At 68.3% G+C, this 25,630-nt stretch carries 18 protein-coding genes, 1 tRNA gene and 3 pseudogenes; 14 read left to right on the top strand and 8 right to left on the bottom strand.

Annotated features, from left to right (window positions below; genetic code table 11):
* Positions 1-26: 26 nt before the first annotated feature.
* From Q0V34_RS01535 to Q0V34_RS01520, 4 genes are read left to right on the top strand one after another with little or no spacing between them, the layout of a single operon-like run.
* Positions 27-1,817, top strand: coding sequence for a long-chain-acyl-CoA synthetase (locus Q0V34_RS01535; protein WP_297506780.1), 1,791 nt, complete (start codon positions 27-29; stop codon positions 1,815-1,817).
* Between the two features lie 52 nt (positions 1,818-1,869).
* Entirely contained in the window at positions 1,870-2,484 is a 615-nt protein-coding gene (locus tag Q0V34_RS01530; protein ID WP_297506778.1) for a hypothetical protein, read from the top strand.
* Positions 2,485-2,489: 5 nt separating this feature from the next.
* Positions 2,490-2,795 carry a transcriptional regulator gene (locus tag Q0V34_RS01525; RefSeq protein WP_297506775.1) on the top strand — a complete coding sequence of 102 codons (306 nt, stop codon included), beginning with the start codon at positions 2,490-2,492 and terminating at the stop codon, positions 2,793-2,795.
* 58 nt (positions 2,796-2,853) lie between these two features.
* Complete coding sequence (locus Q0V34_RS01520) at positions 2,854-3,723, top strand: alpha/beta hydrolase (RefSeq protein ID WP_297506773.1); 870 nt, start codon at positions 2,854-2,856, stop codon at positions 3,721-3,723.
* A 101-nt stretch (positions 3,724-3,824) separates the two neighbouring features.
* Here Q0V34_RS01520 and Q0V34_RS01515 read toward each other — a convergent pair whose 3' ends face one another.
* Positions 3,825-4,724, bottom strand: coding sequence for a M23 family metallopeptidase (locus Q0V34_RS01515; protein ID WP_297506772.1), 900 nt, complete (start codon positions 4,722-4,724; stop codon positions 3,825-3,827).
* A gap of 2 nt (positions 4,725-4,726) precedes the next feature.
* Positions 4,727-5,356, bottom strand: a complete 630-nt coding sequence (locus Q0V34_RS01510) for a hypothetical protein (RefSeq protein ID WP_297506770.1) — start codon at positions 5,354-5,356, stop codon at positions 4,727-4,729.
* Positions 5,357-5,548: 192 nt separating this feature from the next.
* Here Q0V34_RS01510 and panD point away from each other — a divergent pair, with 192 nt between their 5' ends.
* Complete coding sequence (panD, locus tag Q0V34_RS01505) at positions 5,549-5,905, top strand: aspartate 1-decarboxylase (RefSeq protein ID WP_297506768.1); 357 nt, start codon at positions 5,549-5,551, stop codon at positions 5,903-5,905.
* A gap of 3 nt (positions 5,906-5,908) precedes the next feature.
* Positions 5,909-6,373, top strand: coding sequence for a hypothetical protein (locus Q0V34_RS01500; protein ID WP_297506766.1), 465 nt, complete (start codon positions 5,909-5,911; stop codon positions 6,371-6,373).
* Positions 6,374-6,479: 106 nt separating this feature from the next.
* Here the strand turns inward: Q0V34_RS01500 and Q0V34_RS01495 are convergent, their stop codons facing one another.
* Positions 6,480-7,223, bottom strand: a complete 744-nt coding sequence (locus tag Q0V34_RS01495; protein WP_297506764.1) for an SIMPL domain-containing protein — start codon at positions 7,221-7,223, stop codon at positions 6,480-6,482.
* 147 nt (positions 7,224-7,370) lie between these two features.
* Here Q0V34_RS01495 and Q0V34_RS01490 point away from each other — a divergent pair.
* A tRNA-Ile gene (locus Q0V34_RS01490) sits at positions 7,371-7,446 on the top strand.
* Positions 7,447-7,715: 269 nt separating this feature from the next.
* Positions 7,716-7,937 (top strand): annotated as a pseudogene (locus Q0V34_RS01485) (hypothetical protein); the annotation flags it as partial.
* Between the two features lie 100 nt (positions 7,938-8,037).
* On the opposite strand, the gene Q0V34_RS01480 reads toward Q0V34_RS01485, so the two are convergent.
* From Q0V34_RS01480 to Q0V34_RS01470, 3 genes are all read right to left on the bottom strand, one after another.
* On the bottom strand, positions 8,038-8,805 hold the full coding sequence (locus tag Q0V34_RS01480; RefSeq protein ID WP_297506762.1) for a hypothetical protein: 768 nt from the start codon (positions 8,803-8,805) through the stop codon (positions 8,038-8,040).
* A 60-nt stretch (positions 8,806-8,865) separates the two neighbouring features.
* Positions 8,866-10,368, bottom strand: coding sequence for a tryptophan halogenase family protein (locus Q0V34_RS01475; RefSeq protein WP_297506760.1), 1,503 nt, complete (start codon positions 10,366-10,368; stop codon positions 8,866-8,868).
* Between the two features lie 95 nt (positions 10,369-10,463).
* Entirely contained in the window at positions 10,464-13,190 is a 2,727-nt protein-coding gene (locus tag Q0V34_RS01470) for a TonB-dependent receptor (protein WP_297506758.1), read from the bottom strand.
* A gap of 303 nt (positions 13,191-13,493) precedes the next feature.
* Between Q0V34_RS01470 and Q0V34_RS01465 the strand changes: the two are divergent.
* Together Q0V34_RS01465 and Q0V34_RS01460 are read left to right on the top strand one after the other, a co-directional pair.
* A pseudogene (locus Q0V34_RS01465) lies at positions 13,494-15,297 on the top strand (alpha-amylase family glycosyl hydrolase).
* Entirely contained in the window at positions 15,276-16,919 is a 1,644-nt protein-coding gene (locus Q0V34_RS01460; RefSeq protein ID WP_297506756.1) for an alpha-amylase family glycosyl hydrolase, read from the top strand. The pseudogene Q0V34_RS01465 and the gene Q0V34_RS01460 overlap by 22 nt, the downstream one beginning before the upstream one ends.
* A gap of 179 nt (positions 16,920-17,098) precedes the next feature.
* Here the strand turns inward: Q0V34_RS01460 and Q0V34_RS01455 are convergent, their stop codons facing one another.
* Positions 17,099-18,184, bottom strand: coding sequence for a LacI family DNA-binding transcriptional regulator (locus tag Q0V34_RS01455; protein ID WP_297506754.1), 1,086 nt, complete (start codon positions 18,182-18,184; stop codon positions 17,099-17,101).
* Between the two features lie 233 nt (positions 18,185-18,417).
* Between Q0V34_RS01455 and Q0V34_RS01450 the strand changes: the two genes are divergently transcribed.
* The 3 genes and pseudogenes from Q0V34_RS01450 to Q0V34_RS01440 all read left to right on the top strand — a co-directional run.
* A complete protein-coding gene (locus Q0V34_RS01450; protein WP_297506752.1) occupies positions 18,418-19,932 on the top strand; it encodes an MFS transporter in 1,515 nt (504 codons plus the stop codon).
* Positions 19,933-19,945: 13 nt separating this feature from the next.
* On the top strand, positions 19,946-22,264 hold the full coding sequence (locus tag Q0V34_RS01445; protein WP_297506750.1) for a glucan 1,4-alpha-glucosidase: 2,319 nt from the start codon (positions 19,946-19,948) through the stop codon (positions 22,262-22,264).
* A gap of 221 nt (positions 22,265-22,485) precedes the next feature.
* A pseudogene (locus Q0V34_RS01440) lies at positions 22,486-23,859 on the top strand (methyl-accepting chemotaxis protein); the annotation flags it as partial.
* Between the two features lie 120 nt (positions 23,860-23,979).
* Here the strand turns inward: Q0V34_RS01440 and Q0V34_RS01435 are convergent.
* Positions 23,980-24,744 carry a hypothetical protein gene (locus tag Q0V34_RS01435; RefSeq protein ID WP_297506748.1) on the bottom strand — a complete coding sequence of 255 codons (765 nt, stop codon included), beginning with the start codon at positions 24,742-24,744 and terminating at the stop codon, positions 23,980-23,982.
* A gap of 376 nt (positions 24,745-25,120) precedes the next feature.
* Between Q0V34_RS01435 and Q0V34_RS01430 the strand changes: the two genes are divergently transcribed.
* On the top strand, positions 25,121-25,618 hold the full coding sequence (locus tag Q0V34_RS01430; protein WP_297506746.1) for a GAF domain-containing protein: 498 nt from the start codon (positions 25,121-25,123) through the stop codon (positions 25,616-25,618).
* The last annotated feature ends 12 nt before the right edge of the window (positions 25,619-25,630 follow it).

Here is a 25,630-nt window from a genome sequence, read left to right as displayed (position 1 = left end):
CAATGGTTGTTTGAAGGGAGAGCCGAATGCGTCTGCGTCAAAAGATCAAACGGGAAATCCGGTTCCTGAAGGGACTGTCCCGGACGCTGAAGCGGGTGAAGTCCATCGCTCCCGACAGCGCCAACCTGATCTGCGACGATCTGGAAGCGGCGGTCGACAAGTGGCGCGATCGTCCGGCGATCTCGTTCGAGGGCAAGACCGTCACCTATGCCGAGCTCGACGCCATCGCCAACCGCTACGCCCACTGGGCCAAGGGCTTGGGCCTGACGCGCGGCCAGACCGTGGCGCTGTTCATGCCCAACCGGCTCGACTACCTGGCCATCTGGTACGGCCTGACCAAGGTCGGCGTCGCCACGGCCCTGATCAACAACCAGTTGACCGGCGCGGCCCTGGCGCACTGCCTGAACATCTCCCAGGCCATGCACTGCATCGTCGACGCGGAAACCTCGCCCTGTTTCGAAGAGGTCAAGGGCCTGCTCGAGCGGCATATGCAGCAGTGGGTGCTGGGCCCGGTGCATGGCGACCAGCGGGATCTGGTCAAGGCGCTGAAGAGCTGCAGCCAGCTGCGCCCCGACCGCGAGACCGCGCGCGACGGGCTCACCGCCAAGGACACCGCCCTCTATATCTACACCAGCGGCACGACCGGCCTGCCCAAGGCCGCGCGGATCACCCACATGCGCGCCCAGCTCTACATGCGCGGCTTCGCCGGCTCGACCGGCGCCAACCAGAGCGACCGCATATATGTGACCCTGCCGCTCTACCACGCCACCGGCGGCCTTTGCGCCATGGGCGCGGCCCTGCTGAACGGCGCCTCGGTGGTGCTGCGCAAGAAGTTCTCGGTGACCCATTTCTGGCCGGACGTGGTCAAGGAGAACTGCACCATGTTCGTCTATATCGGCGAACTGTGCCGCTATCTGGCCAACCAGCCCGACGGCGAGTTCGACCGGGCGCACAAGATCCGCCTGATCTTCGGCAACGGCCTGCGGCCTGATGTCTGGGACCAGATGCTGGACCGGTTCAAGGTCGGCGGCGTGCTGGAGTTCTACGGCGCGACCGAGGGCAACGTCTCGTTCTTCAACTTCGACGGCAAACGCGGCGCGATCGGGCGGATCCCGGGCTATCTGCGCAGCAAGTTCAACTTCCGGATCGTCAAGTTCGACGTCGAGGCCGAGATGCCGGTCCGAAGCCCCGACGGCCGCTGCATCGAAGCCGCGGCGGGCGAGGTCGGCGAGTGCATCGGCCATATCGGCGGCGACGCCCGCTCCAATTTCGTCGGCTATGCGGACAAGGCCGCCACCGAGAAGAAGGTGCTGCACGACGTCTTCGAAAAGGGCGACGCCTGGTTCCGCACCGGCGACCTGATGCGCGTCGACCGCGACGGCTACATCTATTTCGTCGATCGGATCGGCGACACGTTCCGCTGGAAGGGCGAGAACGTCGCCACCAGCGAGGTGGCCGAGCGACTGGCGGGCTTCGAGGGCGTGCAGGAGGTCAATGTCTACGGCGTCAAGGTCGGCGACCTGGACGGCAAGGCCGGCATGGCGGCCCTGGTCACCGAAGACGACTTCGACATGGAGGCTTTCGGCCAGCACGTCGATCAGCACCTGCCAAGCTACGCCCGCCCGCTGTTCGTGCGGCTGCAGAAGGCGATCGAGACCACCGGCACCTTCAAGTACCGCAAGATCGATCTGGTCACCGACGGCTTCGATCCGACGCGCACCAAGGATCCGCTCTATTTCCGCGATCCGGGCAAGGGCTATGTGAAGATCACCAAGGCTCTGTACGGCAAGATCGAAAGCGGTCAGTACAAGCTCTAGGCCCGGAGCGCTTTACGTCGCAAAGTCGGCCGGTCTCGAACCGGGGATTCGCATGACCGACGACGTGAAGGCCCTCCGTGACGATCTCGCGTTCCTGCGCGCCCTCGCCGAGGACGGCCGGAGCGCGCCGCTGACCGGGGGCTCGATCCTGGCCGCCGCCGGCGCGATCTTCGGCCTGGCCAGTCTCGGCCAGTGGCTGGTGCTGACGGAGCGCGTCGCCGTCTCTCCGGTCTGGCTGCCGGCGCTCTGGCTAAGCGCCATCGTGCTGCACACCATCCTGACCGTCGCGATCAAGCGCCGGATCGGCGCGCGGACGACGCCGGCCGGCGCGCGCGTCAACCGCGACGCCTGGACCGGCGTCGCCATCGGCTGCGTCGCGCTGTTCGCCGCGCTTGGCCTCGCCAGCTGGCGGGCCCAGACCTGGGTGCTGATCGGCTTTACCCCGACGATCGTGCTGGTGCTGTACGGCGCGGCCTGGTGGGTCAGCGCCTCGGTGACCAAGATCGCCTGGATCCGCGCGGTCGCGCTCGGCGCCTTCGCCAGCGCCGTGGCGCTGGCCATGCTGGCGACCAGTCCGCTCATCTGGCTGGCCTACGCGGCGGCGCTGTTCCTGCTGGCCTTCCTGCCCGGGCTCGCGCTGATGCGGCGGGCGGCGGCGGGGACCTGACGCCGTTGGCCGGCGACTTCGAGATCGAGCGGTTGGACGAGGTCATCCACGGGCGCGCGCGCCTGGGGATCATGGCCTTCCTGTCCGGCGCCGAGGCCGCCGACTTCACCACGCTGAAGGCCAAGCTGGCCCTGACCGACGGCAACCTCTCGATCCATCTGCGCAAGCTGGAGGCCGCCGGCTATGTGGCGATCGAAAAAAGCTTCGTCGGCCGAAAGCCGCTGACGCGCGTTTCGCTCACCGACGCCGGTCGTGAAGCCTTCGCGACCTATCTCGACGTCATTGGCAAGTTGGTCGAGGGACGGCCGTGAGCATCCAGGCCGCGGTCGCGACCGTACCCTGTCCCGTGAAGGCGATGGAGAACGACACATGGCGGAGCGTTCGTTGAGCCGGCGCGCGGGTCTGATCGCCCTGGCGTCGACCCTGACGGCGGCCTGCTCGCCCCTGTCGGTGTTCGCCACCCTCACGCCCAAGGACGCCGCCCGCCGGGAAGGGCGCGGCGCGCGCTACGCCGACGGCCCGCGCGGCGGTCTCGACATCTACGCGCCCCCGGTCGCCAAGGGACCCGCGCCGGTCGCCGTGTTCCTCTACGGCGGGTCCTGGAACAGCGGGCGGCGCGAGGACTACGGCTGGGCGGCCCGGGCGATCGCGGCCCAGGGCTTCCTGACCCTGGCGCCCGACTATCGGCTTTATCCGGAGGTCAAGTTCCCCGCCTTCCTCGACGACTGCGCGCGGGCGGTGCGGTGGGCGGTCGATCACGCCGCCGGCCTGGGCGGCGATCCGCGCCGGATCGTGCTGATCGGGCACTCCGCTGGCGCCTACAACGCCGCCATGCTGGCGCTGGACCCGCGCTACCTGCGGGCCGCCGGGGTCGATCCCAAGGTCATCCGCGCCTTTGCCGGTCTTTCGGGGCCTTATGATTTCCTGCCGCTGAAGGGGCCGGTGACCCAGCAGACCTTTGGCGACGCCCCCGACCTCGCGGCCACCCAGCCGGTCAACTTCGCCCGCGCCGACGCGCCGGCGGCCTTCCTGGCGACGGGCGACAAGGACACCACGGTCTATCCGCGCAACACCCGCAAGCTGGCCGCCGTGCTGCGCGACAAGGGCGTGACCGTCGAGGAGCGGCACTATCCCGGTCTCGATCACGCCGGGACGGTGCTGGCCCTGTCGCGGCCGTTCCGGGGCAAGTCCACGCTGCTGGCCGACATGGCCGCCTTCCTGAAGGCCCAAACCGCCTAGAGCCTGTCTGCTTCGAATGGAATCGAAACAGACAAACAGGCTCGCTTTCAAACATTTAGAGCGTGCTAGCCGCCGAAGCCGCTCACGCTAGAGCCGCCGCTTCAGCCGCAGGTCTGGCCGTTCAGCTTGCGCTGATAGGCCTCGGCCAGGCTGAGATAGGGCGGCAGGAAGGTGTGCAGGGTCACCGGCTTGCCGTCGGTGGTCATGCCCGAGACCCCGGCCCGCAGCTCGAAGTGCAGGTGGATCGTCGTCGGCGTGCCGCCGAAGTCGTTCGACACCTTGCCGAGGTTCTGGCCCCTGGCGACCTGATCGCCTTCCTTCACCGCCAAGGTCGACATCTGCATGTGCAGATAACGGTAGGTGTAGTGGGGCGCGGCCTTGGCCACGAGCGTCACGGTATAGGTCCCGATGTCGGTGATCGTCCCGGCCTCGGCGGCCACGGCCCAGTGCTCGTTCTTCTTGCAGGTGGCGGGGCGAATGTCCTGACCCTGGTGGCCCGTGCCAGAGCCGGCGCACAGCGGGTTCGAGCGCGAGCGCGCCTCGCAGAAGGTGTCATGCCAGGGCAGGCTGTAATTCAGGCTGTCGCACTGGTTGGGATGGCCGGCCGGGCCGCTGCCGCCGCCCGGGCCATAGACCTGCGAGTTCGGAAAACCCGCCTCTGCCAGAGGCCAGCACATGTTCGGCGACCAGACGGTGCGGTCCAGATAGCCGGGACCCTGTCCGGGCGGGATGGCGCCGGCGGGGGCGTGATCGAAGCTCGCCGAGGTCGGCCCCGGCGGATCGGCCGGCTGGGCGGCGGGATCGGGGCTGGGCGGGATCGGCTCGCTGGCCGGCTGCTCGGCGCCGCCGTCGGCGGGCGCGTCGTCGGCCTTGGGCGGACCGGGCTCGGGCGAGGGCGGCTTGGGCGCCTCGCCGGCGGGCGGCGGCTTGGTCGTGTCGTCGCAGCCGGCCAGCGGGGCCAGCAGCAGGACGGCGATCAGCGGGATCGGAGAGACGCGCATGATCAGCCCCCCAGGCCGGCGGCTTGCCGCGCGGCCTTGCCCATCACGACGGCCGTGGTCTTGCCGACCAGGCCCAGCACGTAGTTGTCGTCGTGGCACCGCGGGTCGCCGGGCGCGTCGCAGCGGATCTCGACCGTATAGAGCACCCCGAAGCGCACGAAGCTGGCCAGTTGCCCATCGACCGTGCGCTGCACCGTCAAGCCTTCCGGCCCCGTCTCGACCTTCAGCGGCTTGGCCGCCGGCAGCGGCACGGTGGCCGTGGTTCCGCTCAGCGACACCCGGCCGCCCGCCGTATTGGCCGTGATCGTGTAGTAGTCGCCGAAGCTATAGAGCCGGGCGCCAGCGGTCAGCTTCGGATCCCGCGGCAGCAGGATCGGCACGGCGGTCGCGTCGACCTGGGCGCGGTCAAGATTGGCGGCCAGGCTCTCGCCGACATTGGCCGACTGGCGAAGGCCGCCGACCGCCGCCTGCCATTCCACCGTGATCCGGGGCCGAGCCACCACGGCCGCGATCCCGAACCGAAAGGGCGGCGCGCCCGGCGGCGTCTGAGCCTCGCCCTTGGAAATAAGCGCCGCGCCCGCGATCACGGCGACGACGGCGGCCGTCGTCACCCAGCGTCTTCCATCACGCATGACATTCCCCCCACAGAACCGCGTTCGGTCAAACCTTAACGCGGAAAGGCCGCGCTGTTAACCTTTGTCCCATGCTGCGGTGCGATTGAATGGCGACCGGTTCGTCGCTATATGGCGGGACCTTGTTCTCGAGGCCTTGTGTGTGGCGGCCCCGAAGACCTCTCTTTTCGTTCAGGGGATAGGTTTCCCGCCATGCTGCTCACGATGCTGAAGGCCAAGCTGCACCGCGCCACGGTGACCCAGGCCGATCTCGACTACGAAGGCTCGATCGCCATCGACCGCGACCTGCTGGACGCCTCGGGCATCCTGCCGAACGAGCAGGTGGACGTGCTGAACATCACCAACGGCGCGCGGTTCACCACCTACGCCATCGAGGCCCCGCGCGGCTCCAAGGTGATCGGCGTCAACGGCGCGGCCGCGCGCCTGGTGCAGAAGAACGACCTCGTCATCGTCGTGACCTACTGCCAGATGCCGGCCGAGGAGGCGCGCAACTACGCCCCGACGGTCGTGCTGCTGGACGCGGGCAACCAGATCAAGACGGCGGCCTGAGGCATGATCCGGCGCCTGGCCCTCGTCGCGTTCGCCGCCGCGGGCCTCGCCGCCTGCTCGGCCAAGCTGCCCGAAGGGGTCGACGAGGACGCCCTGGCTCAGGCCGTGGGGCGTCAGATCGGCTCGCCCTCGACCTGCGTGATGATCGCCGACGCCCAGGGCCGCCTGGCCTGGCGCGCCGGCGGCTATATCACCTGCGCCCGCGAGCTGCCGTCCTGCGAGGGCGGCCAGACCACGGCCGAGGCGGTGCTGAAGGCCAATCTGGGCAAGCCGGCCCGCTTCCTCAGCTGCGCCAGCCCGGCCGCCGCGGCCAACACCGTCGGCTGGGCCGTGGGCCCGGTCCCGACCAGCCCCGGCAAGCCGGGTCGCCAGCTGACCTATGTGGCGGTCATGGAAGGCGACAAGGCCCTGCCGGGCCGCGAGATCGGCGAACGCGTCGAACGCGCCTTCGAGAAGGCCGGGTTCTAAAGCGCGAAAACCTCGCCCTTCGACAGGCTCAGGGTGAGGTTTTCGACTGAACCGACTGAGGTGACGCCCTCACCCCGAGCTTGTCGAAGGGCGAGGGCGCGGCCCGCTACTTCGCCGCCTCGTACACCGCGTTGACGTCCACCCGCACCTTCAGTTCGCCGGCCGAGACGCTGGTGGCGTCGGCCGCCTCGCGCTTGGCGAAGGCCATCATCGGCACGGGGGGCGAGACGGGCGCGTAGCCGCCGCCTTCGCTCAAATTGACCAGCCGCACCGCCTTGTAGCCGGTGGCGCGGCCATAGAGCTCGGCCTTGGCCTGCAGAGCCTTGACCGCCGCCAGCCGCGCGGCGTCCTCGGCGGCTTGCGGATTGGCGAGGCCGAAGCTGATCCCGTTGACGGTATTGGCCCCGGCCCCGACGGTGGCGTCGACCGTCGCGCCCAGCCGGGTCAGGTCGCGGACCGTGATCGTCACCTGGTTGCTGGCCTGGTAGCCAGTCAGCTTCGGCGGCTGGTTCTGCTCATAGGCGTACTGGGCGTTCAGGTTCAGGTTCGAGGTCTGGATGTCGCGCTCGGCGATGCCGGCCTTCTTCAGCGCGGCCATCACCTGGTTCATCCGCGCGCCGTTGGCCTTCAGGGCCTCGCCGGCGGTGGCGGCGCTGGTCTCGACGCCGAGGGTGATCGTGGCCATGTCCGGCGCGACGCGGGTCTCGCCGAAGGCCGACAGGCTGAAGGTGGTTGCCTTGAAGGCGGCGTCGCCGTCGGTCTGGGCCAGGGCCGGGGCGGCGGCGCCCAGCAGCAGCGCCCCGCCGATCAGGGCGGGGATGATGGCGGGATGGCGAGCGGTGCGGGTCATGTCTTTCTCCAGGAGCGGCCGGCGCGGTTAAAGCGTCGCCGGAGCGCTATGGATCCTTCGTGACAGGCTCTACCTGAACCGGAGCTTTAAGCCGCGTTCGGCTCATGCTAATCCGCCCGCTCGCCGCACGTTCATCCGTGTCCGCGCGGGCCTGTAGCTCAATGGTTAGAGCCGACCGCTCATAACGGTCTGGTTGGGGGTTCGAGTCCCTCCAGGCCTACCACCCGCCAGAAGCTTTCAGAGACAACCGCTTAGCGCTTCCACTGTGCGCAGAGCCCTAACGAGTTCTGCTTTTGTTCTCGTTCGCGGCCGCAGTCTAAGTTTGCTTTAGAGTCCACGTCAAACGCGGACGCACACCCCTCCGCGCCCAATCGACTCTTCCGCGCCTCGCAGGCACATTTCTTAACGGCGGGGACGTTCCGGCGCCGTCGCGAACGCGAAGCGGGACGTGCTGACGCCGTCATCCCAAGATCCCGGGCTGAGGAGGCCGTGATGGACATCGATCCCGATCGCCTGCGCGCGATCGTGGGCGCGCTGGGCGGCGTGGCCGTCTACGGCCTGGTGCAGTTCGGCGCGCTGGGCGGGGCGAGCCCGCGCGAGCTGACGGTGCGGCTGGCCTGCGCGACGGCCTCGGCCGTGATCCTGGCCGGCTTCTTCGTCCGGGCGGCGCTGCCGCTGATCCCGTGGACGCCGCTGCGCGAGGCCTATCTGTTCGGCTTCGCCATCGGGGCGTTCAGCTGGGAGCTGTTGCCGCTGCTGTTCCGGGTGGTCAAGCGCCGGGCCGCCGAGCGGGTGGAGAAGCTGTGACGACGGCTTAGAACCGCGAGGGGTAGGCGCGGGCCGTCCGCGCGGTGTTGTGTCGCGCGCCGGGGCAGTCGACGCCATAGGCCGTCGCCGTTTCGGCAAGATAAGGGCCGCGATCGGCGCCGCCGTTCAGGGCGGCGCACGACACCGCGGTCTTGTAGACCGCCGCGCCATCGCGGCCCAGTTCGCCCATGAACATGTCGAAGGCCAGGTCCATCAGGCCCCGCGTCGCGGCGCGGGCGCGTTCGCCGCCGCCGAAATCGGTCGAGACCTCCTGCCGGGCCGAGGTCTCGCGAGCGCCCGCCACGCCGGACGTCAGGCCGGTCCAGCGGGACTCGTACGAGGCGTCGACCGTCTTCTCGCGCACCACCTGGCCCGTGCGCCAACGCACCAGGCGGAAGGTGACGCGGGCAGACGCCAGCTTGTCGGCGCCCGGCCAGACATTGGGGCCGCGCAGGTCGTCGAAGTCGGCGTACAGCACGTATTCGGCGTCCAGGCGGCTGGGGGCCAGCATGTCGGCGCGGCGCAGATGGTCGGTCAGGCTGTCCAGCACCTCGGCGCGGGTGGGGCGAGTGTTGAACAGGCCGCTTTCGGGCGCGCCCTCCACCGCCTGGACGGCGACGTTGCGATAGAACGGGCGGGCCGGAGAGGCCACCGCCACGGCGCGGGGCGGCATCGGCGGCTGACGCAGCAGGGCGACGTCCTCGCGCGTCGCGCAAGCGGCCAGGAGGCCGGCGCTCGCCAGCAGCACGGCCAGTCGGATGGTGTTGGTCGTCATCGCGATGCGCTCCCCAGATAGCGCGCACTATCCGGCGCAATTCTGAAAAGAGCTTGAAGGTCAGCGCGCCGCGCGGGTTCGGGCGATGAAGGCGGCGTGGTCGGGCAGGGGCGCCACGGCGTCGTCGATGAGCGTGCGCAGGTCCGCCAGGAAGCCGTCCAGCTGCGCGTCGCTGATCCCGTCGGCCAGCGGGTGGCGACCGCGCGGGACGACGCCCTGGCCGATCAGCACCTGCAGCCACGAGAGCTCCAGGAACAGGTCCTGGTCCTCGCGCAGCAGCTGGCCGGCGCTCTGGAACAGGGCGATCTTGCGCGCCAGCGTCTCGGGGATCGGCATGGCCGCGCAGTGGCGCCAGAACGGCGTGGCGGCGCGCCGCGTGGCCTTGTAGTGCAGCACGATGAAGTCGCGGACGCGCTCGTATTCCAGCGCCGTCTGGCGGTTGTAGGCCTCGACGACGGCGGCGTCGAAATGCTTGTCGGGAAACATCGAGACCAGCCGCGCCAGGCCCGATTGGATCAGGTGGATACTGGTGCTCTCCAGCGGCTCCATGAAGCCCGACGCCAGGCCGATGGCGACGACGTTACGGTTCCAGAAGCGCTTGCGGCGCCCGGTCACGAACTTCAGCGGGCGCGGCTCGGCCAGCGGCTCGCCGTCCAGCCCGGCCAGCAGGGCGGCGGTCGCCTCGTCGTCGGTGACATAGCGGCTGCAATAGACATGGCCGTTGCCGGTGCGGTGTTGCAGGGGGATGCGCCAGCGCCAGCCGGCCCGGTCGGCGGTGGCGCGGGTGTAGGGCAGCAGCGGTTCGGTTCGCGCGCTGGGAACGGCCAGGGCTCGGTCGCAGGGCAGCCAGCGCGACCAGTCTTCATAGCCGGTCTCGAGCGTCTCCTCGATCAGCAGGCCTCGGAAGCCCGAGCAGTCGATGAAGAGGTCGCCGGCGACGGTCTCGCCGCGCTCCAGCACGACGCTGTCGACGAAGCCGTCCGGCTCGCGCAGCGCGGCGCGGGCGATCTTGCCCTCGATCCGGGCCACGCCCAGGCCTTCGGCGAAGGTTCGCAGGAAGCGGGCATAGAGGCCGGCGTCGAAGTGGAACGCGTAGGCCAGGCCCTGCAGCCGCGTGTCGCCCACGCGGGGCAAGCGCCCGAACCGGTTGGCCTTCGCCGCCGCCGCGTTCAGCGAATAGTCCCAGAGGTCGCTCGCTCCGCCCGCCTGCCGATGCCGCAGCCAGAACTGGTGGAAGTCGGTGATCCCCAGATCCACCCCGATCCCGCCGAACGCGTGCAGATAGCGCTCGCCCACCCGGCCCCAGTCGACGAACTCGATGCCGAGCTTGAACGAGCCCTGGGTCTCGCGGACGAAGGCGTCCTCGTCGAGACCCAGCGTGGCGTTGAACAGCTTGATGGCCGGGATGGTCGCCTCGCCGACGCCGACCGTGCCGATCTCGTCGGATTCGATCAGGCGGATGTCGAGGGCGCGGCCGAAGGTCTTGGCCAGCAGGGCGGCGGCCATCCAACCGGCGGTCCCGCCGCCGACGATCACCACCGTCTTGATGCGTGGATCGTCCATGCCTGTCTCCCTGTCCTACCCTTAGGCCAAAAAAGAGCCCCTGTCGGGCAGGTCCGACAGGGGCGCTCAAGGCTTCGGGGAAGGCTAGGCGCGGCTTAGAACTTGTAGTTCAGGCCGATCAGGTACGTGCGGCCGTAGCGCTGGTAGTCGATGACCTGCCGCTCGTCGTTGTTCTGGAAGGTGGTGAACGGCTCGTCGGTCAGGTTGTTGACCTGGGCCAGGACCGAGAGGCCGGCCATCGGACCCTTGTCGAACGTGTAGCCGATCTGGCTGTCGACCACCGACTCGCCCTTGACCATCCGGTAGTTGCGGCCGTTGCCGAAGCCGGTGACCTCGCCCAGGAACTTGGAGCGATAGCGGTCACTGACCCGGAACGAGAAGCCGTTCTTCTCGTAATAGACGGTCAGGTTGGCCACGTTCCGGGACAGGCCTGGGATCGGCTGACGCGGATCGCCCGGGTTCGGCTGGATCGAGCTCTTGGTGTACGAGGCGCTGAAGGTGGCGCCGAAGCCGTCCAGAGCCGGGGTCAGCAGCGCGCCGGGCATCGAGGCGGCGAACTCCAGGCCCTTCAGGCTGCCGCCCTTGCCGTTCTGCGGCGTGGTCACCAGGCCCAGGCGCGTGGCCGGGGTCGGGCCGCCGCCGATCGGGAAGCCGGTGAAGTCGAACACGACGCTCTGGTCGTACACGTAGGTCTTCAGGTCCTTGTAGAACGCGGCCAGCGAGATGTAGGCCTGACGACCGAAGTACTTTTCGTACGACACGTCATAGGCGTCGGCGCGCCAGGGCTCGAGCTCCGGATTGCCGCCGGAACCGCTCCAGGCCGAGAAGTTGACGTTGGTGTTGCCGGCCTTGGACTGGTCGTAGCTGAAGGTCTTGCTGGCGCGCATCTGGTCCATCCGCGGACGGGCCAGGGTGCGGGCGACCGCCAGGCGCAGGCTTTGCTCGGCCGGCAGGTGGAACTGCAGGTTCACGCTCGGCAAGAAGTCCGTATAGACCTTGCCGCCGGACAGGGTGGTGCGGACCACGCCCGTGCCGGTGCCGCTGGCGCCCAGGGCGGTCGAGCTCTGGTCGGTGCGGACGATCTCGAAGCCGAAGTTGCCGGTGACCGGCACGTCGCCCATGGCGGCGTCGATATTGGCCTTCAGATAGCCGACCGCGACCTTTTCGGTGACGTTCCAGCTCTTGACCAGCACGTCGGCGTTCGGGTTGCGGACCAGGTCATAGGCGCCGCTGGCGACCAGGGCGAACGGGTCGTAGCTGACCATGTTGCCCAGCCCGATGAAGGCCAGCGAGGTGTTGCCGACGATCGCCGACGAGGGGATGGAGACGCTGGCCGGCGAGCCCTTGGCGCGCAGGAACCATTCGTCATTGACCAGGCCCTTGGTGCGTTCGCTGTAGTTGAAGCCGGCCTCCACGCTCGACAGCCCGCTGTCCAGCGCGCGCTGGGCCGACAGGCGGACGGCCTTCAGCTCGTCCTGGATACGCGGCTGGTTCAGATAGCCGTCCTGACCGCCGGTGATGATGTCGCCGCCCCAGCCTTGCGGGCTGGTCAGCTTGATCAGGCTGGGATCGGCGTAGTTCAGCGTCGACTTGAAGATCGCCTTGCCGTTCTCGTCGATCGTGAAGGTCATGTTGTCGGTCGCGCCCACGCCGGCCCGGCCCGTGCCCGAATACGATTCCAGAACCTGGTCGGTGCGCTTGACCCGCGACCAGGACAGGTCGCTCATCAGGGTCCAGGCGTCGCCGACGTGGTACTTGGTGTTCCAGCCCACCGACCAGATGTCGGCGTCGCGATCGTTGCCGTCGTTGCGGACCACGCCCTTGACGCCGTTGAAGGCGCCGCTGGTGACGAATCCGCCCGAGGCCTTGGCGTTGGTCAGCGGCACGCCGCCCCACACCAGCGGCAGTTCGATGCCGCGCTGGATCTGGTGGTTCTTGAAGGTCGAATAGAAGACGTCCAGCGAGGTGCTGACCTTGTCGGTCGGCGCGTACTCGACGACGCCCATGAAGCCGTCGCGCTTGAGCATGCTGGACTGCACGTACGGCTTGGCGCCGCCGATCACCAGGTTGCCGGCCGAGTCGGTGGGATAGCCCCAGGCGTTCCACCGCTCGGCTTGATACGGCGACTCCAGGTGGGCGTAGCCGAGCGCCAGGCCCAGCTTACCGTCCATGAACTGATCGATGTACGAGATCGACAGGCGGTTGCCGTGCGCCTTGGTGCCGGCGTTCAGGGCGCCGATGTCGTTCCACTCGTAGCGCGCGCCGATCGCCAGGGCGCGCTTGCCGAACGCTAGCGGACGGACGGTGCGCATGTCGGCGGTGCCGGCCAGGCCCTGGCCGATCAGGCCCGCGTCCGGGGTCTTGTAGACCACCACGGCGCTGAGCAGCTCTGACGGGTACTGGTCGAACTCGACGCCGCGGTTGTCGCCGGTGGTGACTTGCTCGCGGCCGTTCAGCAGGGCGGTGGTGAAGTCCGGCGCCAGGCCCCGGATCGAGATCACTTGCCCGCGGCCGTCCAGGCGCTGGGCGGTCAGGCCCGGCAGGCGCGCCAGCGACTCGGCGATCGACACGTCGGGCAGCTTGCCGATGTCCTCGGCCGAAACCGCTTCGACGATCGAGGTCGAGCTCTTCTTCAGCGAGATGGCGCCCTCGATGCCGCGGCGAATACCGGTGACGACGATCTCCTCGACCTTGGAGTCGTCCGTGGCGGCGGCGGTCTTGGTCTGGGCTTGGGCCGCGCCCGTCATGGCGAAGGCCAGCGCCAGGCCCGTGGCCCCGCCGGCCATCAGCCAGGCGCGACGGCGCGAAAATGCGGTGGTCATGAAGTCTCCCTCCCTGTCCGGCTCTGCGCTGTTGGAGTCTGCGATCGGGCCGTTGTGCAAATTACCGCAAATTAACGCGCGGTAATCAACCCAAAAAATTGCAAATTGACGACAGGGCCGTCCGCGATGGGGCGGAAGAGGGCCTTGTGTGGCTTCCGTGCGCCACTGATCGGCGGGTTCGGCTCGGTCAATCTCCTGCAAACCGCATAAAGAGAGGCGATTGACAGGGTGTCCCGGCTTCTGCAAATTCTTGCAAAGAATTGCAGCGGCGGTCGAGACGGGTCGCTCACGGGGGAGGGAGCTATGCGGGCCTTGGCGCCTTGGCGACGAACGTTGCTGGCCGTGACCGCCCTGGCCGCGCTGGCCGGGGGCGCGACGGCGAAGGCCGAGCCCGGCGCCTACCGCCTGCGTCAGCCACGCGACGAGGTCATCTACTTCCTGTTGCCCGATCGCTTCGAGAATGGCGACGCGACCAATGATCACGGCGGCCCGGCGGCGGGACCGCTGGTCGACGGCTTCGATCCGACGCGGGCGGGCTTCTATCACGGCGGCGACCTCAAGGGCGTGACCCGCCGGCTGGACTATATCCAGGGTCTTGGGGCGACGGCGATCTGGCTGGCGCCGATCTTCAAGAACCGTCCGGTACAAGGCCCGCCGGGCCACGAGTCGGCGGCGCACCACGGCTACTGGATCACCGACTTCACCGATGTCGATCCGCACTTCGGGGACCAGGGCCGACTTCAAGGCCCTGGTCGACGCGGCTCACGCGCGGGGCCTGAAGGTCTATATGGACATCGTGGTCAACCACACGGCGGACGTGATCCGGTACAAGGAATGTCCCGAGGGGCCGTGCCCCTATCGAAGCGTCGCAGACTACCCCTATGTCCGCCGAGGCGGCGTGGCGGGCGCGCCGATCAACGACGGGTTCGACGGCAAGGATTTCAGCAAGCTGACGCGCCCCGACTGGGCCTATACGCCCTATGTCCCGGCCGGTCAGGAACACGTCAAGAAGCCCGACTGGCTCAACGACCCCATCTACTACCACAACCGCGGCAACAGCACGTTCGCGGGCGAGAGCTCGCTGACCGGCGACTTCGACACGCTGGACGACGTCTTCACGGAAAACCCCCGCGTGGCGGCCGGCTTCATCGCGATCTACGGCCAGTGGATCGACGATTTCGGCGTCGACGGCTTCCGCATCGATACGGCCCGTCACGTGAACCCGGAGTTCTGGCGGGCCTTCGTTCCAGCCATGCTGGCGCGGGCCAAGGCCAGGGGGATCCCGAACTTCCACATCTTCGGCGAGGTCTTCGACCCCGATCCCGCGATCCTGGCCAGCCATACCCGCCGCGACAAGCTGCCGGCGGTGCTGGATTTCGCCTTCCAGGCGGCGGTGACCGACGTCGCGATCGGGCGCGCGGGGACCGACCGCTTGGCGCGCGTCTTCGCCGCCGATCCGGACTACGAAGGCGGGGAAGAGGGCGCGGCTCAGCTGCCGACCTTCCTCGGCAACCACGACATGGGCCGCATCGGCTGGTTCATGCTCAAGGCCAAGCCGGCGATCTCCGACGACGAACTGCTGGCCAGGGTGACCTTGGCCAACGCCATCATGCTGACCGCGCGCGGCGTTCCCACGATCTATTATGGCGACGAGCAAGGCTTTACCGGCGACGGCGACTACGCCGACAGCCGCGAGGACATGTTCGAAAGCCAGGTCCCCAGCTACAACGACAACCGCCTGATCGGGTCCTCGGCCAGGGGCCCGCGGTCGGCGTTCCGGACGGACGCCCCGCTCTACGGCCGCATCGCCGAGCTGGCCAAGCTGAGGCGCGTGACGCCCGCCCTTCGCGAGGGCCGGCAGGTGACGCGCGTGGCGGGCGACAAGCCGGGCCTGCTGGCGTTCTCACGCCTTCTGGACAAGACCGAGGTGCTGGCGGTGTTCAACACCGGCGACCAGACCTTGAAGGCTAACATTCCGGTCGAGGCGAGCTCGGCGGCTTGGCGATCGCTGCGCGGCGCTTGCGCCGGGACGGCGGCGGCGCCGGGCAGCTATACCATCGAGCTCAAGCCGCTCGACTACATGATTTGCGTTTCCGAGGGACGATAGTGACACTGCAGGTTCTGGTTCGACCCGACGCGGAGACCGCGATGAACGCCGAATGGTGGCGCGGCGCGGTGATCTATCAGGTCTATCCGCGCAGCTTCGCCGACTCCAATGGCGACGGCGTCGGCGACCTGCCGGGCATCACCGCCCATCTCGAGCATATCGCCTCGCTGGGCGTCGACGGCGTGTGGCTGTCGCCGTTCTTCCGCTCGCCGATGAAGGACTTCGGCTACGACGTCTCGGACTATCGCGACGTCGATCCCATCTTCGGGACCCTGGCCGACTTCGACGCCCTGATCGCCAAGGCGCATGCGCTGGGCCTGAAGATCATCATCGACCTGGTGTTCTCCCACACCTCCGAGGAGCATCCCTGGTTCGCCGAGAGCCGGGCCAGCCGTGACAACGCCAAGGCCGACTGGTTCGTCTGGGCCGACGCCAAGCCCGACGGCAGCCCGCCCAGCAACTGGCAGTCGGTGTTCGGCGGTCCCGCCTGGACCTGGGACGCCCGGCGCGGCCAGTACTACATGCACAACTTCCTCAGCAGCCAGCCGCAGCTGAACCTGCACAATCCCGCGGTTCAAGACGCGCTGCTGGCGGTCACCCAGTTCTGGATCGACAAGGGCGTCGACGGCTTCCGCTTCGACGCCATCAACTTCTCGATGCACGACCCGGCCTTCACCGACAATCCGCCGCTGCCGCCGGGCGGTAAGCGCACGCGGCCCTTCGACTTCCAGGACAAGATCTTCAACCAGAGCCACGCCGACATCCCGAAGTTCCTCGGCCGGATCCGCGCGCTGACCGACGCCAGCGGCGGCCGGTTCTCGGTGGCCGAGGTCGGCGGCGATCATGCCGAGCGCGAGATGAAGCTGTTCACGGCTGGCGAGGAACGGCTGAACAGCGCCTATGGCTTCGTCTATCTCTATGCCGACCGGCTGGCGGCGGACATGGTGCTGGACAGCGCCGCCCGCTGGCCCGGCGAGGATGGCGAGGGCTGGCCGTCCTGGACTTTCTCGAACCACGACGCCCCGCGCGCCGTCTCGCGCTGGGCCGAAGGCCGCGACCGCAAGGCCTTCGCCGAGATGTGCCTGCTGCTGCTGATGGGGCTGCGCGGCAATGTCTTCGTCTACCAGGGCGAGGAGCTGGGCCTGCCGCAGGCCGACGTCCCGTTCGAGCGCCTTCAGGACCCCGAGGCCATCGCCAACTGGCCTCAGACCCTGGGGCGAGACGGCGCCCGCACGCCGATGCCATGGATCGCCCACGCGCCGAACGCGGGCTTCTCGGTCGTCGAGCCGTGGCTGCCGGTCGATCCCGAGCATCTTCCGCTGGCCGTCGACGCCCAGGAGGCGGACCCGGCCTCGACCCTGCACGTGGCCCGCCGCCTGATCGCCCTGCGCAAGGCCTATCCGGCGCTGCGCACCGGCGCGATCAGCTTCGTCGACACCAACAGCCCGCTGCTGATCTTCCAGCGCGGGGAGGGCGCCGACGCGGTGCTGCTGGCGTTCAACCTGGGCTTTGAGCCGGCGGCGTGGTCGCTGCCGGAGGGCTGGGTGAGGGTCGACGGGGTGAACCTGGGCGCGCCGGGGGAGATGCCGGTATGCGCGGGGCTGGTGGCGCGGCGGGAATAATCCCGAAGCGCTTTCCATTGCGCTGCCGTCCTGGGCCTTGTGCCCAGGATCCATTGTTCAATCCATGCTGCGATGGCCTGAGCGGAGCCGTTCTTGGCGGTCGCCCGAAGCGCCGAAGTTCGCGCCGCCATGGGGCCTCGCCACAAGGGCGAGGAAGGCGGCTTGGGTTTACGGTGACATCACCCCCCGCAGCTCTCCCGGATGATCAAATCCGTCGGCACGCGCTCCGAGCGGCTGGCGCGTTCGCCGCTGTCGAGCAGCTTGGAGACCATCAGCCGGCCGGCCTTGGCCGTGTCCTGCGCGATCGTCGAGAGGGCCGGGCTGGCGTAGCGGCTGAACGGCACGTTGTCGAAGCCCATCACCGACACATCGCCCGGCACCGACAGTCCGGCGTGCTTGAGCGCCCGGATGGCGCCCAAGGCGATCAGGTCGGAGGCCGCCACGACGCCGTCGAACTTCACGCCGTGGTGAATCAGCGAGTCGAGCGCGGACTCGGCCGACTCGACCTCGAAGTGGGCGGGGACGATCAGCTCCGGATCGACGCCGAGCTTGGCGTGCTCGAGGGCGTCCAGATAGCCCCGGTGGCGTTGCATGGCCTCCGGCGCCTCGGTGTCGCCGAGGAAGACGATGCGCCGGCGCCCCAGCCGCTGCAGGTGCAGCGTGGCGCGGCGGCCGCCCATGACGTTGTCGGAGCCGACCGAGCAGTAGTTCTGGTCCGGCAGTTGCGCGCCCCAGACCACGAAGCGGTTCTCGGTCTCGGCCAGCCGGTTGAAGGCCGCGTGCAGCGAGCTTTGTCCCAGGAAGATGACGCCCTCGGCGCGGCTGGTGGTCATGGCCGCCGACAGATCCTCGAAATTGGTCGGGGCGATGTGGCTGAGGATCACGTCGCAGTCGCGCTCGCGCGCCGCCTCGCCGACGCCGGCCAGCAGCTCCAGGAAGAACGGGTCGGACATGCCGCCGTTGCGGCCCTGGGGGCGGGGGGTGACGATGGCGATCGTCGCCTCGGCCCCGATCGGGCCGGCGGGCATGTAGCGACGGAACGGATAGTCCATCTCGCGCGCCAGCTTCCAGATCAGCTGCTTGGTGCGCTTGTTGACGGCGGGGCTGTCGTTGAGCGCGCGCGAGGCGGTAGAAATCGAGACCCCGGCCAGCTTGGCCAGATCCTCCAGTCGCGTCGCGCCCTTGCTCACCCAGTCCGTTCCCGCTGCAAAGATTTCTGCAAATTTTTCAGCGATCCATAAAGCGTCGTTCGGTCGGCTTTGCAACGGGGCCGGGTGAAAATCTGAGTGAAAATCACTGCAAACATAGCGCAGCCTGCTAGGGCTGATCCTGTTGGGAGGTTGCGCGAAGAAAGCAAACCCTCTTACCAAATCGTCCACAATCAAAGCGATTTGCGTTGCATCTCGCAGCGGCGCATGGGCAAATAGGCCTCGCGACAACTATGAAAAAATTTGCGAACCAGCTGGGGCAACCAGCGGTCGGAGCGGGCGGAGGATCCATGGCCAGGCAGAGGCTGACGTTCCTGCAGATCTGGAACATGTGCTTTGGCTTCTTCGGAATCCAGATCGGCTTCGGCCTGCAGAACGCCAATGTCAGCCGGATCTTCCAGACGCTGGGCGTCGATGTGAACCACCTGGCGATCCTGTGGATCGCCGCGCCCGCGACCGGGCTGCTGGTGCAGCCGATCATCGGCCACCTCTCCGACCGGACCTGGGGGCGTTTCGGTCGCCGGCGGCCTTACTTCTTCTGGGGCGCGGTGCTGACCACGCTGGGCCTCTTCATCATGCCCCACGCGCCCGCCCTTTGGGTCGCGGCCGGCGCGCTGTGGCTGATGGACGCCTCGATCAACATCACCATGGAGCCGTTCCGAGCCTTCGTCGGCGACAACCTGCCGGACGAGCAGCGGGCGACCGGTTACGCGATGCAGAGCTTCTTCATCGGCCTGGGCGCCGTGCTGGCCTCGGCCTTGCCGTGGATGCTGACCAACTGGCTTCACGTGGCCAACACCGCGCCGGCCGGCCAGATCCCCGACTCGGTGAAGATCGCCTTCTACGCCGGCGGCGCGATGCTGCTGATCTCGGTGCTGTGGACGGTGTTCACGACCAAGGAATACAGCCCCGAACAACTCTCCGCCTTCGAAGCCGCGGAGCACGTCGCGCTGGGGTTCGGTCCGCGCGAGGAGCCCGAGCCCTCGGTGAACGCCTATATCGCGCTCGCCGTGGCCGGCGTGCTCATCGGCTTGGCGCTCGCGGGCCTGGTCTGGGCGGCCAGGCTGGAGAAAGAGCTCTATGTGCTGGCCGCCATGCTGCTTGGCTTCGGCGTCGCGGGCGTGGTCGGGGCGCGCAACAAGCGGATCGGCCGCACCGACAACGGTTTCTCCGAGGTGCTCGCCGACGTGTTCCGCATGCCGCGCACCATGCGCCAGCTGGCGGTGGTGCAGTTCTTTTCGTGGTTCGGCCTGTTCGCCATGTGGATCTACACGACGCCCGCGGTGGCGGCCGTCCACTTCCATGCCGCCAGCGCCAGCTCTAAGGCCTATAACGAGGGCGCCGACTGGGTCGGGGTGCTGTTCGCCGTCTACAACGGGGTGGCGGCCCTGGCGGCGCTGGTGATCCCGCTGATGGCGCGCGCCAGCAGCCGGAAACTCAGCCACGCCGCGTGCCTGGGCCTCGGCGCGCTGGGCCTCTTGTCCTTCCTGCTGATCCGCCAGCCGGGGCTGCTCTGGATCGGCATGATCGGCGTCGGCTTCGCCTGGAGCTCGATCCTCTCCACGCCTTACTCGATCCTGGCCGGCGCGCTGCCGGCGCGGAAGATGGGCGTCTATATGGGCGTCTTCAACATCTTCATCGTCGTGCCGCAGCTGCTGGCCGCGACCGTGCTGGGCCTGCTGCTGAAGACCTTCTTCGGCGGTCAGGCGATCTTCGCGCTGGTCCTGGGCGCGGCCGCGTTCGCCATCGCCGCGGCGGCGACCTTCGCGGTCGACGATCGCGCGCCATCCTCCCTTCAAGCTTGACGAGGGTCTCGCCATGCGCAGCCTGAAACCGATCGCCCTGGCCTCGGCCGCCATCTTCGCCGCGACCTGCGCGCACGCCGCGCCGACCACCTGGGCCTACGCGGCTAAGACCGGCGTCGGCGCGTCCTACGAGGCCTATGTCGACGGCGCGTACAAGCCCGGCGGCAAGACCGGGGCGGTGTCCAAGGTCTGGTTCTCGATCGCCGACGGCGTGCTGACCGAGACCATGTACGGCCTGATCCACGAGGCCCAGATCAAGCAGATGCGCGTGGCGGTCCAGACCGCCTCCGGGCTGGCGGTCGAGGGGACCGACACGACCTCCAAGATCGAATATCTGCACGTCGACGCCGCCGGCCGGCCGCTGTCGCCGGCCTACAAGGTCACGACCACCGACAAGCAGGGCCGGTTCGTGATCGAGAAGCGGATCTTCACCGACCCGGACCGCGACAGCCTGTTCGTGCGCGTGACGGTCAAGGCGCTGAAGGGGCCGGTCACCCCAATCCTGGTGCTGGAGCCGCACATGGCCAACACCGGCGGCGGCGATGCCGGCGCGGCCTCTAGGGCGGCGCTGACGGCTTACGAGGGCAAGGCGTTTCTGAGCCTGAAGGGGACCCTACCGTTCGTCAAGGCCTCGGCCAGCGTGCTGAAGGACAACGACGCGGTTCAGGGCGTCGAAGCGACCACGACCTCGGCCAAGGGGGCGATCGTCCTGACCGGCCGGCTGCCTTCGGTGGCCAAGGAGACGACCGTCGATTTCGCGATCGGTTTCGGTCCCAACGCCAAAGCCGCCGACGCCGCCGCCGCCGCGACGCTCAAGACCGGCTATCGCGAGGTGCTCGCCCGCTTCAACGGCGAGGGCGCGCGGGTCGGCTGGGAGGACTATCTGGCCTCGCTGACCGAACTGCCCCGCCTGCGCGCGGCCTCGGAGGATGGCGGCAAGCTGGTCCAGGCCAGCGCCCTGATGCTGAAGGTCCAGGAGGACCGCACCCACGCCGGCGCCCTGATCGCCTCGCTGTCGAACCCCTGGGGCGACACGGTCGACGCGACCAAGGCCTCGACCGGCTACAAGGCCGTCTGGCCGCGCGACTTCTATCAATGCGCGATGGCCCTGGCCGCGCTCGGCGACAAGGCCACGCCGCTGGCGGCGTTCCGCTATCTGCCGACGGTGCAGGTCGGGGCGAAGACGCCGGGCAACAAGGGCGTCGGCGGCTGGTTCCTGCAGAAGTCGCATGTCGACGGGACGCCCGAATGGGTCGGCGTCCAGCTCGATCAGACCGCCATGCCGATCATGCTGGGCTGGAAGCTCTGGAAGCTGGGCTGGCTGCCCGAGGCCGAGCTGAAGACCTATTACGCCCGGATGCTGAAGCCGGCCGCCGACTTTCTTGTGAAGGGGGGCAAGGTCGATCTGGACTGGAACCACGCCACGATCACCCCGCCCTTCACCCAGCAGGAGCGCTGGGAAGAGCAGGGCGGGTATTCGCCGTCAACGACGGCCGCGGTGATCGCGGGGCTGGTCGTGGCGGGCGACATCGCCGAGGCGGCGGGCGACAAGGCCTCGGCCGCGCTCTATCGGCAGACCGCCGACGACTATTCGTCCAAGGTGGAGGCGCGGATGGTCACGACCAAGGGCGCGTTCGGCGACGGTCACTATTATCTGCGGCTCAACAGCGATCAGGACCCGAACAACAAGAGCAAGGTCGAGGAACGCAACGGCCAGCCGGCCGTCGCCGAGGACCAGATGCTGGACGCGGGGTTCCTGGAGCTCGTCCGCTACGGCGTGCGCCGCGCCGACGATCCGGCCATCGTCGCCAGCCTGCCGAAGCTGGACGACGAGTCGATGGAGGACCTTTACCGCGTTCGCTACGGGTTCACCTTCCCGGGCGTGAGCGGGACCTTCCCCGGCTGGCGGCGCTACGGCGTCGACGGCTACGGCGAGGACACCAAGACCGGCGCCAACTATGGCGCCGACGGCCGGATGCGCCCCGGCCAGCGCGGCCGGGTGTGGCCGATCTTCACCGGCGAGCGCGGCCACTACGAGCTGGCCCTCGCGGGCCTCTCGGGCAAACCGGACGCCGCCGCCGTCAAGAAGATCCGTGACACCTACGTCAAGGCCATGGAGCTGTTCGCCAACGAAGGCCTGTTGATCCCCGAGCAGGTCTGGGACGGCGTCGGCGCCGACAGCGCCCATGGCTACACGCGCGGCGAGGGGACCGACTCGGCCACGCCGCTGGCCTGGAGCCATGCCGAATACGTCAAGCTGCTGCGCTCGGTCAGCGACGGCCAGGTCTGGGACAGCTACGCGCCGGTGAAGGTCCGCTTCGGACGCCCCTGAAACGTGGTTAACGGGCGATTCAGGAATCGGCCCGCAAAGACAAGGTCGACAGCCGTCTTTCAGGCCGGAGACCCCGTTTCATGTCCCGTCGATCGTCCATCGCGCGGAAGCTGACTCTCGCCACCGGCTTGACGATGGGCGTTCTGCTGATCGCCGCCGCTGGGGGCGTCGCGATGCGGGCGGGGGCCGGCTCCGCCTTGGCGCTCGGCCTGCTGGGGGCCGGGGGCGTCTTCACCCTGGTGGTGCTGATCGCCTTGGCCCTGGCCGCCAAGGTGGTGGTCAAGAAGCCTCTCGGGGGGCTGTCTCGGTCGGCCGAGGCCTTGAGCGCCGGCCAGTACGACCAGGTCGTCCACGGGACCGAGCGCGACGACGAGATCGGCGCGGTCGCCCGGGCGCTCGACGGCGTCCGCGCGACCCTGGTCGACGGCGAGCGCCGGAAGGCCCAGCGCGAGGCGCAATGGGCGGCCGCCGAGGCCGAACACCGTCGCCAGGCCGAGGAGGCCGCGGCCCTCGCCAACGCCCAGGCGCGCGCCGCCGATGTCGTCGGCGAGGGGCTGGAACGCCTGGCCGAGGGCGACCTGATCTGGCGCATGCGCGAGGACGCCTTCCAGGGCGACGACGTCCAGACGCCGCGAGACTTCAACGCCGCCGTCGAGCGCCTGCAGAGCACGATGGCCGGCATTCTCGACGCCGCGCGCAACATCCGCGGCGGCTGCGCCGAGATCAGCGCCGCCGCCGACGACCTGTCGCAACGGACCGAACGCCAGGCCGCGGGTCTGGAGCAGACCGCCGCGGCGCTCGACCAGATCACCGCGACGGTGAGACGCAGCGCCGAGGGCGCCGAGCGCGCGCGCCAGGTGACGCTGAACGCCAAGGCCGCCGCCGAGCGCAGCGGGGTGGTGGTCAAGGAGGCCGTCGGCGCCATGAGCGGCATCGAGAAATCCTCCCGCTCGATCACCCAGATCATCGGCGTGATCGACGAGATCGCCTTCCAGACCAACCTTCTGGCCCTGAACGCCGGGGTCGAGGCCGCGCGCGCCGGCGACGCGGGACGCGGGTTCGCCGTCGTCGCCCAGGAAGTCCGCGCCCTGGCCCAACGCTCGGCCGACGCCGCGCGCGAGATCAAGGGGCTGATCAGCGCCTCGAGCGAGCAGGTGGGCAAGGGCGTCAAGCTGGTCGGCGAGACGGGCGAGACCCTGGATCAGATCCTGACCCAGGTCGCCGAAATCAACGATCTGGTCGGCGAGATCGCCGCTTCCGCCAAGGAACAGGCCGTGGGCCTGGCCGAGGTGAACAAGGCCGTGGGCCAGATGGATCAGGTCACTCAGCAGAACGCCGCCATGGTCCAGCAGTCGGCGGCGGCGAGCCACGCGCTGTCGAACGAGGCCGCCGAGCTGGAGCGCCTGGTCGGCCGCTTCCAAATCGGCGCGGTGGTTCACCAGATGCCGGCCCGGGTCGAGCGTCGGCCGGCCGCGCCCGTCTCGCGTCCGGCCGCCGCCCCGACCCGCGAAAGCTTCCGCCAGCGTTATGTGCAGGGCGCCAACGCGCTGAAGACCCAGCCGAGCTCACGGCCAGGGGCGTGGGAGGAGTTCTAGAGCCTGTCTGTCTCAAACGGGATCATTCGAAACAGATAAACAGGCTCGATTTCTTACATTTAGAGCGTGATAGCCGCCGAAACCGCTCACACTTTCGGCTATCACGCTCTAGGCGGAAGCCTAATCCGTGCCGTCCCCTAACAGAGGATCACTGGCGGGATGCTCGTCGATTTCGACTTCAAGGTCCGCCTCGTCTTCGAACACCAAGGGCGCATAGACGATGTTCTTGATCTCGGACTTGGTGAGCAGAACCCTCAGCTTCCTGTCGGCGCGCGGAGTCGCGGTCCGCTGAACCTTCCGATCCTCTAGAATCGCAAGACTGAAGGGCTCCGCGTGGGCCAGGACGAGCGAGGAGATTTGCTTTTCGGCGTCCAAGGTCACGTATTCGAGGAGCCCTTGATAGCCGACCGTGCCGTGGTCGTTCTCGAACTGGGTGAGAACATAGGCATAGGCGCCTTGGGTCTTTTCAATCTGCCAGAACCAGCCGTAAAGCGCGCTCCCGACGCGTTCGCTCCGGCCGATCGGGCTGCTCATGACCCCTCTGGTCGCCAGAAAGGTCCCGACGCAGAGCAGGGTCAGCAACAGCAAGATCCAAGCGAAACTGGCGGAGGTCGCGGTTCCATCGCCGCCCGCCAGGTGCATGGCCTGATAGTACGGGTTTGGATCGGGCGCGGGCCAGGACCAGCGCGTCCAGCTGTTTAGGACGTGACCCAGCAGGAACACGGCCGCCGCGAAGGTGTGCGCGACAAGCGATCCACCCGTGACCATGGCCAGCGCCATGATGGAGTTCGGCGGCGGAGGAGAGGCTTCATGGATCGCGCTACGACCCGTTGCGTACACGCCAGCGACAAAGGCAAATCCGGGGGCGAGCAGGAAGAGCGCCAAGACCAGATTGTAGCTGAATGTCACGTCAGCCTAACGGGTCAGCGATTCGTCGCGCGTGATACGAAACCGAATAGGCCCCGCCGCTGAGCCTTGGCGAGGACGCCTTTGGGGCGTGGAACGATGATGGCCCCATCTCGCGTGCGACGACAGGCATCGATAAACTCGTCCCACGACCGGTCGCCGCGAGCCTCGTCCAACGCTTCGATCATTTCGGGCGAAGTGACCTTCATGAGCGAAGTATATGGCCATAAATCCAGGGAAGCCAAGACCGCCCACGGCTTAAGCGCCAGCGCTCAGATCATGCTCTCAACGGCGTGGCTCGCGGGAACTTCCGGCGACCTCTCGCATCTTTCCCTGGCCGCGCTATATCCGCCGCATGGCCGAAGCGTTCAACGAACTCACCCTCTCCGCCGACAAGGCGACCCGCTATGCCGAGGTGGCCGACGAGATCGCGTCCGTCCTGGACGGCGAGAGCAACCTGACCGCCCGCATGGCGACGGTGGCCTCGATGCTGGCCAACAGCTTCGACCACTATTTCTGGACCGGCTTCTACGTCGTCGATCCGGCCAAGCCGCGCGAACTGGTCGTCGGGCCCTATCAGGGGACGCTAGGCTGCCTGCGCATCGCCTTCGGGCGCGGCGTCTGCGGCGCGGCGGCCGAGACCGGACGGACCCAGCTGGTCGAGGACGTCCACGCCTTCCCCGGCCACATCGCCTGCGACAGCCGCTCGGCCAGCGAGATCGTCGTGCCGGTGTTCGACGCGAACAGCCAACTGATCGCGGTGTTCGACGTCGATTCCGACAAGCCCGCGGCCTTCGACGCCGTCGACCAGGCCTGGCTGGAAAAGATCCTCGGATCGGTCTTCGGGCAATAGTCGGCTAACCCA

Source organism: uncultured Caulobacter sp. (genome assembly GCF_947036865.1).
In the GTDB taxonomy this organism is placed as follows: Bacteria; Pseudomonadota; Alphaproteobacteria; order Caulobacterales; family Caulobacteraceae; genus Caulobacter.
The sequence above is the reverse complement of the archived record's forward strand: the minus strand, read 5'-3'. Positions and strand labels throughout refer to the sequence as shown.